Annotated in this window: 15 protein-coding genes and 1 pseudogene; 15 read left to right on the top strand and 1 reads right to left on the bottom strand. The window is 39.9% G+C overall.

Features of this window, described 5'->3' with window-relative positions; genetic code table 11:
* Positions 1 to 159: 159 nt before the first annotated feature.
* Positions 160 to 693, top strand: a pseudogene (locus tag OCV82_RS14175) (glycoside hydrolase family 97 C-terminal domain-containing protein); the annotation flags it as partial.
* Positions 694 to 823: 130 nt separating this feature from the next.
* On the opposite strand, the gene OCV82_RS14170 reads toward OCV82_RS14175, so the two are convergent.
* Positions 824 to 1,018: a PspC domain-containing protein gene (locus OCV82_RS14170; protein ID WP_262543799.1), complete on the bottom strand. Its 195-nt coding sequence runs from the start codon at positions 1,016 to 1,018 to the stop codon at positions 824 to 826.
* Positions 1,019 to 1,145: 127 nt separating this feature from the next.
* Between OCV82_RS14170 and OCV82_RS14165 the strand changes: the two genes are divergently transcribed.
* The 14 genes from OCV82_RS14165 to OCV82_RS14100 all read left to right on the top strand — a co-directional run bounded on the left by OCV82_RS14165 (position 1,146) and on the right by OCV82_RS14100 (position 11,648).
* A complete protein-coding gene (locus OCV82_RS14165; RefSeq protein ID WP_154045008.1) occupies positions 1,146 to 2,048 on the top strand; it encodes a class I SAM-dependent methyltransferase in 903 nt (300 codons plus the stop codon).
* Positions 2,045 to 2,905 (top strand): cell division protein FtsX, encoded by an 861-nt coding sequence (locus OCV82_RS14160; protein WP_154045007.1) that lies wholly within the window; start codon positions 2,045 to 2,047, stop codon positions 2,903 to 2,905. The genes OCV82_RS14165 and OCV82_RS14160 overlap by 4 nt, the downstream gene beginning before the upstream one ends.
* Positions 2,906 to 2,926: 21 nt before the next feature.
* Positions 2,927 to 3,172 (top strand): DUF3098 domain-containing protein, encoded by a 246-nt coding sequence (locus OCV82_RS14155; RefSeq protein ID WP_154045006.1) that lies wholly within the window; start codon positions 2,927 to 2,929, stop codon positions 3,170 to 3,172.
* A 12-nt stretch (positions 3,173 to 3,184) separates the two neighbouring features.
* On the top strand, positions 3,185 to 3,988 hold the full coding sequence (locus tag OCV82_RS14150; protein WP_154045005.1) for an undecaprenyl-diphosphate phosphatase: 804 nt from the start codon (positions 3,185 to 3,187) through the stop codon (positions 3,986 to 3,988).
* Positions 3,989 to 4,001: 13 nt separating this feature from the next.
* On the top strand, positions 4,002 to 4,706 hold the full coding sequence (gene truB, locus OCV82_RS14145) for a tRNA pseudouridine(55) synthase TruB (protein ID WP_154045012.1): 705 nt from the start codon (positions 4,002 to 4,004) through the stop codon (positions 4,704 to 4,706).
* A 19-nt stretch (positions 4,707 to 4,725) separates the two neighbouring features.
* A complete protein-coding gene (gene queA, locus OCV82_RS14140; RefSeq protein WP_154045004.1) occupies positions 4,726 to 5,781 on the top strand; it encodes a tRNA preQ1(34) S-adenosylmethionine ribosyltransferase-isomerase QueA in 1,056 nt (351 codons plus the stop codon).
* A 2-nt stretch (positions 5,782 to 5,783) separates the two neighbouring features.
* A complete protein-coding gene (gene folK, locus OCV82_RS14135; protein WP_154045003.1) occupies positions 5,784 to 6,239 on the top strand; it encodes a 2-amino-4-hydroxy-6-hydroxymethyldihydropteridine diphosphokinase in 456 nt (151 codons plus the stop codon).
* 445 nt (positions 6,240 to 6,684) lie between these two features.
* Positions 6,685 to 7,977 (top strand): methionine adenosyltransferase, encoded by a 1,293-nt coding sequence (gene metK / locus OCV82_RS14130; protein WP_154045002.1) that lies wholly within the window; start codon positions 6,685 to 6,687, stop codon positions 7,975 to 7,977.
* Between the two features lie 131 nt (positions 7,978 to 8,108).
* Positions 8,109 to 8,696 (top strand): LOG family protein, encoded by a 588-nt coding sequence (locus OCV82_RS14125; protein WP_154045001.1) that lies wholly within the window; start codon positions 8,109 to 8,111, stop codon positions 8,694 to 8,696.
* A 21-nt stretch (positions 8,697 to 8,717) separates the two neighbouring features.
* A complete protein-coding gene (locus tag OCV82_RS14120) occupies positions 8,718 to 9,500 on the top strand; it encodes a DUF4271 domain-containing protein (RefSeq protein ID WP_154045000.1) in 783 nt (260 codons plus the stop codon).
* Positions 9,501 to 9,504: 4 nt separating this feature from the next.
* A complete protein-coding gene (locus OCV82_RS14115) occupies positions 9,505 to 10,251 on the top strand; it encodes a uroporphyrinogen-III synthase (protein ID WP_154044999.1) in 747 nt (248 codons plus the stop codon).
* A gap of 105 nt (positions 10,252 to 10,356) precedes the next feature.
* A complete protein-coding gene (gene rnpA / locus OCV82_RS14110; protein WP_154044998.1) occupies positions 10,357 to 10,752 on the top strand; it encodes a ribonuclease P protein component in 396 nt (131 codons plus the stop codon).
* A gap of 12 nt (positions 10,753 to 10,764) precedes the next feature.
* Positions 10,765 to 10,986, top strand: a complete 222-nt coding sequence (gene yidD, locus OCV82_RS14105) for a membrane protein insertion efficiency factor YidD (RefSeq protein WP_154045011.1) — start codon at positions 10,765 to 10,767, stop codon at positions 10,984 to 10,986.
* A 17-nt stretch (positions 10,987 to 11,003) separates the two neighbouring features.
* On the top strand, positions 11,004 to 11,648 hold the full coding sequence (locus tag OCV82_RS14100; RefSeq protein ID WP_154044997.1) for a TatD family hydrolase: 645 nt from the start codon (positions 11,004 to 11,006) through the stop codon (positions 11,646 to 11,648).
* Positions 11,649 to 11,722: the final 74 nt, after the last annotated feature.

Below are 11,722 nucleotides of genomic sequence, written 5' to 3'. Positions count from 1 at the left end.
CCATTATGATACCCTTTCTCAAGTTTGAGGCGATCAGCCTCACTCAATTCAAGCACTTTTATATGTTTCATGATTCAATTTCTAAAATATCATGAGACAATATTAATAATTTATGCTGAATATAAAAATATTTTAGATCACTTACTTAATCAATATTATGATGATAATGAAGCATATAATGCAACATTACATCCCTTTATCCGTAACACTATAGGTTGCATGGAGTTTGGTGGTACAGTATTAAATAAATACCTTAACAAAACAAATGATGGTGGAGCAATACGCCGTACGACAGACGTATTTCAAATTGCAACAGCCGTTTTGTTTCAAAATCCTATACAGAACTTTGCAATAACTCCTAATAACATGTACGACGCACCTTCTTCCATGATAGAGTTTATGAAAGATGTTCCTACCACTTGGGATGAAACAAGATTTATAGACGGATATCCTGGTAAATATTGTGTTTTGGCACGCCGTCATAACAACAAATGGTATATAGCAGGAGTCAATGCATTGAAAGAACCACTAAAACTGAAGCTAAATTTATCAATGCTTGATAACGGTAACGAATGCACATATTATTATGACAATAAAAACCGTCAACCTCAGAAAGAAGTTCTTAAAATTAAAGATACATCCTCTGTTAATGTTGTTATCCAACCTGAAGGCGGTATAGTTATTGTAAAATAAAAATATAAAATTAATGAAATTCATCTATAGTTTGAGACTCAAATCATAGATGAATTTCATTAACCCCCAAAAGGAATAAATCATTTATTGCCAAGAACAAAGTCTTATTACATTATCATCATCTGTATTATCACCATCTCCTCTCCGGCATCACAATCATAAGTATAAGATATACTATCACACCGGAAAATGCAGTAAACACAGTAAGCAATGCATAAGCTACTCTTACTAAAGTTGTATCAAAGCCAAAATATTCTGCCAGACCTGCACATACACCGGCTATCATGCGGTCATTGGAACGTGTAAGTTTTCTATTATTCATAATCTCCTGTTTATTTTACATACGAAGATAGCAAAAAACAGTGAATATACGCTCCTACTCTTAAAAACTTTTAAATAAATGCCATATATACCTATTTATTTTGTTATTTTGCAGGAAATTAGGGATAAAAGTGAGTAAACTATATATAGATAAGTGTCCGATATGCGGACAAAGCCGGTTTGAGAAGGTTATGACATGTACAGACCATTATGCCACGGGCGAATCATTCGATTTGTGCCGATGTACTAACTGTAACTTTTTGTTTACTCAAAATGCTCCTGTCGAATCCGAGATCGGCAGATATTACGAATCACCGGACTATATTTCACACAGCGATACTCACAAGGGCCTTATGAATTCGGTATATCATAAGGTAAGAAAGTATATGCTTTCCGAAAAAGCCAAACTCGTTGGTAAAAGCAGCAATCTTACATGCGGAAGAATTCTTGACATAGGAACAGGAACAGGATATTTTGCCGACAAGATGAAAAGAGAAGGCTGGCAGGTGTCTGCCATCGAAAAAAGTCCTCAGGCAAGAGAATTCGCAAAAGAGCATTTCGGAATAAAGGTCAACCCTCCGGAAGATTTGTTTACCATTAAGGACAAAACATTCGATGTTATCACCCTATGGCACGTAATGGAACATTTGGAACAACTGAACCGTACATGGGAGACTTTGGGTAAAATACTTAAAGATAGCGGAGCATTGATAATAGCAGTACCTAATGCGGCGTCTTATGATGCGGAAAAGTATAAAAATATGTGGGCAGCATATGATGTTCCAAGGCACTTATGGCACTTTACTCCTACTACAATCAAGAAAATAGCCTCAAAACATGGTTTTGTGATGACAGAAAGATATCCTATGCCATTCGATGCATTTTATGTGTCAATGCTTAGCGAGAAGTATATGAAAAAGTCGAATACATTTGTTCGAGGACTATTGACAGGAGCAAAAGCATGGATAGCATCTATAAACCATAAGGACAAGAGCAGTTCAATGATTTATATATTCAGAAAGAAACAGTTATGAGAAAACATAAGTCTATATTCGACATGCAATTTATAACGGCAGGAATAAGTACCACAATGGTATTGTTTCTGTTGGGACTGGTAGTCTTTTTCGTACTGACGGCAAACAATCTTTCTGTGTATATCAGAGAAAACATAGCCTTCAGCGCTATACTTGACGACGGAATAAAGGAGACTTCCATAATAAAGCTTCAGGAAAGCCTCAACAAGAAAGATTACGTTAAACAGACAGTCTATATATCGAAGGATCAGGCTCTTAAAGAACAAATAGAAGCCATGGGAACAGATCCTAGTGAATTTTTGGGACATAATCCGTTCAACGCTTCCATAGAGATAAAGCTTAACGCTGGATATACTAATCCGGACAGCATAAAATGGATCGAGAAAGAGCTTATGGCTAACAAGAGCATATTGGAAATAAGTTATCCTCAAAATCTGCTTGACTCCGTAAACAGGAACCTTCAGAAAATAAGCGCTTTCCTGCTGGGACTTGCAGTTCTGCTCTCGCTGATATCATTCTCGCTGATAAACAATACCATACGTCTGACCATCTATTCCAAAAGGTTTCTGATACACACCATGAAGCTGGTAGGTGCAAGCTGGGGGTTCATACGCCGTCCGTTCATCACCAGAAACCTGTGGATAGGAATACTTTCCGGAGCTGTGGCAAACGCCATTCTTACAGCATCGGCATATACGGCAGTGAAATACGAGCCTGAACTTCTGGCTATCGTATCGCCTAAAAGCATAATGATTGTAGCGGCTGCAGTAATGGTATTCGGTATGATAATAACCACACTGTGCGCATATATATCAATCAACAAATATCTGCGCATGAAAATAAGCGAACTGTATTGAAAACAATAACATTATCAAGATATGGACAGAACTAAATTTGCATTCGACAAGACAAACTTCATCCTCCTGGGGATAGGGATGGCAGTCATCATCATCGGCTTTCTGCTGATGACAGGCCCGGGTTCGACAGAAACAGCATTCGAACCGGACATTTTCAGTGTGCGCCGCATCAAAGTGGCACCTTTTGTATGCTTCGTAGGATTTATTTTCATGATATACGGCATACTGCGTAAACCAAAATCAATTTCAGAAAATATCGAAAATTAAGAATAACAAAACATGACTTGGATTGAAGCTATTATTCTGGGAATCCTTCAAGGACTCACAGAATACCTGCCTGTGAGCAGTAGTGGGCATCTTGCCATCGGCTCTGCACTTTTTGGAATAGAAGGTGAAGAAAACTTGACATTCACCATTGTGGTGCATGTGGCGACCGTACTTAGTACTCTGGTAATATTGTGGAAAGAGATAGACTGGATTTTCCGTGGTCTGTTCAAATTCCAGATGAACGAAGAGACTAAATATGTACTGAACATCATAGTTTCCATGATTCCTGTGGGAATTGTAGGAGTGTTCTTCAAAGACTATGTAGAAGACATATTCAGTTCAGGACTTCTGATTGTAGGAATAATGCTGTTGGTCACTGCATCTCTGTTGGTATTCTCTTATTATGCCAAGCCTCGCACCAAAGAGAAAATCAGCATGAAAGACGCGTTCATTATCGGTTTGGCACAGGCTTGTGCAGTAATGCCGGGACTCTCACGTTCAGGCTCTACCATAGCCACAGGATTGTTATTAGGCAACAAGAAAGAGACACTTGCACAATTCTCATTCCTTATGGTTATTCCTCCGATACTGGGTGAAGCATTATTGAGCGGAATGGAAATAGTGAAAGACGCATCGGCAGCCAACGCTGAAATGTCTATAGGCGCACTCATAGCAGGTTTCCTTGCGGCCTTCATCTCCGGATGTATAGCCTGCAAATGGATGATAAACATCGTGAAGAAAGGAAAACTGGTTTACTTCGGTATTTATTGTGCCATAGCCGGTGCCATAACTATAGCTGTATCATTATTGAACTAAAACGGTCTGTATGCTGGATTTTAAGGAAGGAGAAATTCTATACATAGACAAACCTCTGAAGTGGACATCATTTGCTGTAGTAAACAAGCTTAGATATCACATAAGCCGCAAAATGGGGGTGAAGAAAATAAAAGTGGGACATGCCGGAACACTTGATCCCCTTGCCACAGGAGTGATGATTATATGCACAGGAAAGGCAACAAAAAGAATAGAAGAATTTCAGTATCACACCAAGGAATACATCGCCACTCTGCAACTGGGAGCTACCACTCCGTCGTTCGACCTTGAAAAGGAGATAGACGCTACTTATCCCACCGAACACATCACCCGCGAAATGGTGGAGGAAGTACTGAAAAAGTTCATAGGAACCATAGAACAGGTGCCACCGGTATTCTCAGCATGTAAGGTTGACGGTAAAAGAGCTTACGACCTTGCAAGAAAAGGCGATGAAGTTGAACTAAAAGCCAAGACACTTGTTATAGATGATATAGAGCTACTGGAATGCAACCTGCCTGAAATAAAAATCAGAGTAGTCTGCAGCAAAGGAACTTACATCAGGGCTCTGGCAAGGGATATCGGACAAGCCCTAGACAGCGGCGCACACCTCACGGGACTGATACGTACCCGAGTGGGAGATGTGAAACTGGAAGACTGTATGAAGCCTGAAGATTTCGAGCAATGGCTCGACAAGCAAGATATTAAAGTTACAAACGATTAAGGAAAGAAAGGAACAAAAGATGAAACTGTCACAATTCAAATTCAAATTGCCGGATGAAAAAATTGCTCTGTATCCTACCGACTACAGAGACGAGTCGCGCCTGATGGTGGTACATAAATCAACAGGCGAAATAGAGCACAAAGTGTTCAAGGACATCCTGAATTATTTCGACGACAAGGATGTGTTTATCTTTAACGACACTAAAGTATTCCCTGCGCGTTTGTACGGAAACAAAGAAAAGACCGGAGCCAAAATCGAAGTTTTCCTGCTCAGGGAACTGAACGAAGAGCTACGTCTGTGGGACGTTCTTGTCGATCCAGCACGTAAGATACGTATCGGTAACAAGCTGTATTTCGGCGAAGATGACTCTATGGTAGCCGAAGTTATAGACAACACAACTTCAAGAGGACGTACACTACGCTTCCTTTACGACGGTCCGCACGACGAGTTCAAGAAAGCCCTTTATGCGCTTGGCGAACCACCATTGCCTCCATTCATCAACCGCCGTGCAGAGCCTATTGACGAAGAACGTTTCCAGAATATCTTTGCAAAGAACGAAGGAGCCGTTACAGTTCCGGCTTCAGGATTGCACTTCAGCCGCGAGCTTATGAAACGTATGGAAATCAAAGGTATCGACTTCGCATTCATCACAATGCATGCCGGACTTGGCAACTTCCGCGAAATAGACGTCGAGGACCTTACAAAACATAAAGTTGATTCTGAGCAGATGTTTGTCAATGCAGAAGCATGCCGCATCGTCAACAAAGCCAAAGACAACGGTCACAATATCTGTGCCGTAGGTACTACTGTAATGAGGACAATCGAAACTGCAGTAAGTACAGACGGCCACCTCAAGGAATACGAAGGCTGGACAAACAAGTTCATCTTCCCTCCATACGATTTCAGCGTGGCAAACTCAATGGTGAGCAACTTCAACATGCCTATGTCAACAATGCTTATGCTGGTTTGCTCGTACGGTGGATACGAACTGATAATGGATGCCTACAACATCGCCCTTAAAGAAGACTACCGCTTCGGAACTTACGGCGATGCAATGCTTATACTCGACAAATAATTATGGCAAAAGTATTCTTGGGCCTTGGTACCAACCTTGGCGACAAAAGAAACAATCTGCTTACTGCAGTAAACCATATAGAAGAAAAGATAGGGAGGGTAACTTCCCTATCTTCTTTTTATGTGACAGAACCTTGGGGATTCGAATCAGACAACTCATTCCTGAATGCAGCCCTTTGTGTGGATACATCGCTCGAACCTGCGGCTATTCTTCATATTATAAAAGAAATAGAAATAGAAATGGGCAGAACACAGAAATCTGTAAACAAAGTATATTCCGACCGACCTATTGACATCGACATCCTCCTTTACGATGATATGATTATGAAGTCAGATGAACTGACCATCCCCCACCCGCTTATGACAGAAAGGGATTTCGTTATGAAACCATTAGTAGAAATTGCAGGTGATGCCGTACATCCTGTTTTTAAGAAGAGACTAAAAGAAATATCACATTAGTGTAGAGTGAATTTCTTATATAATTTGAGCTGTCGCAAATTATTCGACAGCTCAAATTATAATATCAACACAAAACAAAAAAACTAAAACATCTTGAATAAATCTATAAACCACACTGTTGTTTATATAAATATCACTGTGATTTTTATAAACAACAGTGTTGTTTATAAAAACACAAGTTTGATTTATAGGTTACGACAGCATATTTATAAGTTTTTTCCAGCACATCTATAACTTTCCTAGGCCAAGTATGTTAAAATAATATGCATTTTGTAATTATTCCAATTAATATGCGTATCTTTGCAGGCGAAAATAAAAAGTGGAAAGATTTGAGTAGCTTGCAACCACGGAAAAAAATGCTAAAACACATATATTTATTCCAACATTCCTACTCTGTCCGTACACGGATAATTACAATCACTAATTTTTTAATTTAAAACGTAAAATGGGATATTTATTCACATCCGAATCAGTGTCTGAAGGACACCCCGACAAAGTAGCCGATCAAATATCGGATGCTGTGCTTGACAAACTGTTGGCTTATGACCCCAGTTCTAAAGTAGCTTGCGAAACATTGGTAACTACCGGACAGGTGGTACTGGCAGGAGAAGTGAAAACCAATGCGTACATCGACTTGCAGCGTGTAGCCAGAGAGGTTATCAACAAGATTGGCTATACAAAGAGCGAGTATATGTTTGAAGGAAACTCATGCGGAGTACTTTCTGCAATCCACGAACAGAGTGCAGATATCAACCGCGGAGTGGAACGCGAAGAACCAATGGACCAGGGTGCAGGCGACCAGGGTATGATGTTCGGTTACGCTACAAACGAAACTGAAAACTACATGCCTCTTTCGCTCGACCTTGCTCACAAGATACTTAGAGTACTTGCCGACATCCGTCGCGAAGGCAAAGTAATGACTTACCTCCGTCCGGACTCAAAAAGCCAGGTTACTATCGAATACGATGACGACCGCCGTCCTGTAAGAATAGACACTATCGTAGTTTCTACACAGCACGATGAGTTCGTTGCTCCTGCTGATTCTTCTAAAGAAGCTCAATTGAAGGCTGACGAAGAAATGCTTGCAACAATCCGTAAGGACGTTATCGAAGTACTTATGCCAAGAGTGATAGCAGAGATACACAATCCTGCAGTATTGGCTCTGTTCAACGACAACATCAAGTATCACGTAAACCCTACTGGTAAGTTCGTTATCGGTGGTCCTCACGGTGATACAGGTCTGACCGGACGTAAGATTATCGTTGACACATACGGTGGAGCCGGTGCTCACGGTGGTGGTGCTTTCTCCGGTAAAGACCCAAGTAAGGTTGACCGTAGCGCAGCATATGCTGCTCGCCACATCGCTAAGAACCTTGTAGCGGCAGGTGTAGCAGATGAAATACTGGTACAGGTATCATACGCAATCGGTGTTGCGAAACCTATCAACATCTACGTAAACACTTACGGAAGAAGCAATGTAAAAATGACCGACGGTGAGATAGCCAAGAAGATTGACGAAATATTCGACATGAGACCTAAAGCTATCGAACAGCGCCTGAAACTCCGTAACCCTATCTACAGCGAAACAGCTGCTTACGGACACATGGGACGCGAACCAAAAGTTGTTACAAAAACATTCGAATCTGTTTACGAAGGCAACAAGACTGTTGAGGTAGAACTCTTCACATGGGAGAAACTGGATTATGTTGACAAAGTAAAAGAAGCTTTCGGACTATAATCCAATAAGATATAAAATGAAGAATGAATGGCACATAGTGTCTTCATTCTTCATTTTTTTGTATTGACAGGTTACAATGTCATTCGCTGTTATCTTCTAACAACTAAAAACTAACAACTAAAATTAAAGACTTGGAAAATATAAAATCAGTATGCGTTTATTGCGCATCAAGCACAAAGATAGACGAGGCTTACTTCGAAGCAGCAAGACAATTAGGTAAACTGCTGGCAGAAAAAGGTATAAATGTAATAAACGGAGCCGGATGTCAGGGACTAATGGCAGCCGTATCGGATTCAGCTCTTGAAGCAGGAGGAAAAGTGACAGGAGTTATTCCACACTTCATGGTAGAGCAAGGCTGGAACCATACAGGACTGACACAGACCGTTGAAACCGAGACAATGCACGAAAGAAAAAGCCTCATGGCCGAAATGAGTGATGCAGTAATCACACTACCGGGAGGATGCGGCACACTGGAGGAACTGCTGGAAATAATCACATGGAAGCAGCTTGGGCTGTATCTCAAGCCTATAGTAGTTCTGAACATAAACGGATATTTCACCCCCCTACTCAATATGCTTGAAAAAGCCATTGAAGAAAACTTTATGAGACCGGAACATGTAAAACTGTGGGAAGTGGCAAATACTCCGGAAGAGGCAGTAGATTTATTATATACAATACCGATATGGAACAAAGAATTTCGTAAATTTGCGGCTATATAAGCATTTATACAGATAGCAGATATGAATGAGTGGAAATTATTCAACGACAGTGTATGCGTAAAACCTGAAACCGAAGAAATCTCAGTACCGCCAGACAGCGGTATGCAAGGTGAGGCAATGCCTTACAAATTGGTTTCGGACAGTAACGTCATGCTTGCCATAGTGTCAGGTCTTCTCCTCATTGTCATAGCCCTTCAAAACGAGAAAAAAGGAATTATCAGAATATTACGCAACTGCTTTTCCACTTCATCAGAAAGGACCAATATATTCGACGACAGCTACAACTCCACATCCAACATTCCTACTGTACTGCTGTGTGGTGTGTCATGTATAATGGGAGGCTTGCTTATTTATCATTACTATTCATACTCCGATCCTGATTTCTTTTTCAAGACAAAGCATACTGTAATGTTGGGAATATACATAGGAGTATTAATATCATATCTGATAATCAAATGGTTTATATATTCTTTCATAAACTGGGTTTTCTTCGAAAAAGAGAAAAACAAATTATGGATTGAAGCCGTTTTTAACATAATTGCCGCACTGGGATTTATACTTTTTATCACTGCGCTTTACATCGTATTTCTTGACTCGGAATTTCATTTTTCCGCGAAAATCATACTAATTATCATCTTTATAAGTAAAATATTGTTATTTTACAAGTGTTTTAGGTACTTTTTCAGAGGTTTTCATGGCGTTTTACATTTAATTTTGTACTTTTGCACCCTCGAAATAATACCCGACCTGTTTCTGTGGAAAGGTATAGAATTAATTAACAGCATATTGATATTAAAAATTTAAAGCATTGAAGATAAAGAAAGTTCTTGTTTCTCAGCCAAAACCGACAACAGAGAAGTCTCCTTATTTTGACATTGCTGAGAAATACGGAGTGAAGATAGATTTTCGCCCGTTTATAAAAGTAGAGAGCCTGACTGCAAAGGAATTCAGACAGCAGAAAGTTTCTATCTTGGACCATACAGCTATCGTGTTCACATCACGCCATGCAATAGACCACTTCTTTAATCTTTGTGTGGATTTGCGTGTTACGATACCGGAAACAATGAAGTATTTCTGTACATCAGAAGCTATAGCACTCTACATACAGAAATATGTACAGTACAGAAAACGCAAAGTATTCTTCGGACCAAGCGGAAAGTTTGCAGACTTGCTTCCTACAATCATCAAACACAATACAGAGAAGTATTTTATCCCTATGTCGGATGTTCACAACGATGAGGTAAAAGATTTGCTCGACAAGCATAAGATACAGCACACTGAAGCTGTTATGTATCGTACAGTAAGCAATGACTTCACACCTGAAGAAAGCTTCGATTACGACATGTTGGTTTTCTTCAGCCCTGCGGGAATACAGTCGTTAATGAAGAACTTCCCTGACTTCGAACAGAAAGATATCGCTATAGGATGCTTCGGACCTACAACAGCCAAAGCTGTGAAAGATGCAGGATTGCGTCTGGATCTTGAAGCTCCATCTGCAACAGCTCCATCAATGCCTGCTGCACTTGATTCTTTCATTCGCGAACATAATAAGTAATAAAAGAACAAATATCACCCATAATCGGGAGTTTTGTATCGGGAAAGTTTTTAACTTTGCGGTGCGGAACTCCCGATTTGTTTTTTAACTATAAAATAAAGATTAATGAGCGAGAAGAAAATATTCACACTACAGAAGGAAGAGAGACTGAACAGCAAGATAATAATAGAAAAGCTGTTTTCAGGCGGAAGCAAGTCTCTGCCTGCATTCCCGCTCAGAATAGTCTATATGCCTGTAGAGGAAGAATCGCTTCCCACAATTTCACTTCTGATAAGTGTACCTAAAAAGAAATTCAAAAGAGCCGTAAAAAGAAACCGTGTCAAGAGGCAGATAAGAGAGGCATACAGGAAAAACAAATTTATACTGAAAGACTTTCTGGAAAAGGAAAACAAGAAAGCCGCAATAGCCTTCATCTGGCTTGGAAATGAGCTGTACGACTCGTCTGAAATAGAAAGCAAAGTAATAAAACTGCTACAACTCACTGCCGAGAAGCTTGTCTGAAAGATGAAAACCATCAAACTTATATTGACATACATACTCCTGATTCCGGTCTATTTCTACAGAAATTGCATATCGCCATTCACACCTCCGTCATGCAGGTTCACCCCAACATGCTCACAATATGCCATCGAAGCTCTGAAAAAGCACGGCCCTGTAAAAGGTTTGTACCTCACAATAAGAAGGATCTTGCGATGCCATCCGTGGGGTGGTTCAGGATATGATCCGGTACCCTAATATTATATCCAACTATCATGATTATAGATATCCATTCACACAATGCCTATTCCATGCATGAATATAAAATAAACAGTTTTTGCATGAAAGACAAGGATACCGTAGATTTCATATCGGCAAAACATATTTCGATAGGTATCCATCCGTGGTATGTCACTGCAGACGATATAGAGCAACAGACTGAATGGATAAAACAAACTGCAATAAACGACAAGCGCGTAATTGCAATAGGCGAATGCGGAACAGACAAACTGTGCAATACAGATATGAATATTCAGAATGAAGCTTTCTGCAACTGTATAACCTTATCGGAAGAACTAAAACTCCCCCTTATAATACACTCCGTAAAGACATCTAACGAAATAATAAGACTCCGAAAATCCATAAGGCCAAAACAGCCTTGGATTATACATGGTTTCCGTGGAAAACCGGAGCAGGCATTACAATATACAAGCAACGGATTCTACCTGTCTTTCGGAAAGTTATACAACGCCGAATCGATAAAAATAATACCTCTTGACAAACTTCTGTTTGAAACTGACGAGTACACAGGAAACATCACAGAAATAATCAGAAATGCAGCAGAAACGCTTGACATTCCGAGCGATAAAATACAGGACATCGCATCAGAAAATGCTAAACGTCTCTTTTTTAATAGATAAAAATTGGTTATTCAGATAAAGTGTCGTAATTTTGCCATCAACAACTAACGGTAAACGAAGTTAAACCAAAAATT

The sequence above is a fragment of the Bacteroides cellulolyticus genome (assembly GCF_025567135.1).
Taxonomy (GTDB): Bacteria; Bacteroidota; Bacteroidia; order Bacteroidales; family Bacteroidaceae; genus Phocaeicola; species Phocaeicola cellulolyticus.
This window is presented reverse-complemented; position numbering and strand designations above follow the sequence as displayed.

Excerpts from the sequence above, each read along its gene's own strand:
- OCV82_RS14160 (WP_154045007.1), top strand. The coding sequence starts at position 2,045 with ATGAGAAAACATAAGTCTATATTCGACATGCAATTTATAACGGCAGGA.
- OCV82_RS14155 (WP_154045006.1), top strand. The coding sequence starts at position 2,927 with ATGGACAGAACTAAATTTGCATTCGACAAGACAAACTTCATCCTCCTG.
- OCV82_RS14150 (WP_154045005.1), top strand. The coding sequence starts at position 3,185 with ATGACTTGGATTGAAGCTATTATTCTGGGAATCCTTCAAGGACTCACA.
- queA (WP_154045004.1), top strand. The coding sequence starts at position 4,726 with ATGAAACTGTCACAATTCAAATTCAAATTGCCGGATGAAAAAATTGCT.
- folK (WP_154045003.1), top strand. The coding sequence starts at position 5,784 with ATGGCAAAAGTATTCTTGGGCCTTGGTACCAACCTTGGCGACAAAAGA.
- metK (WP_154045002.1), top strand. The coding sequence starts at position 6,685 with ATGGGATATTTATTCACATCCGAATCAGTGTCTGAAGGACACCCCGAC.
- OCV82_RS14120 (WP_154045000.1), top strand. The coding sequence starts at position 8,718 with ATGAATGAGTGGAAATTATTCAACGACAGTGTATGCGTAAAACCTGAA.
- rnpA (WP_154044998.1), top strand. The coding sequence starts at position 10,357 with ATGAGCGAGAAGAAAATATTCACACTACAGAAGGAAGAGAGACTGAAC.
- OCV82_RS14100 (WP_154044997.1), top strand. The coding sequence starts at position 11,004 with ATGATTATAGATATCCATTCACACAATGCCTATTCCATGCATGAATAT.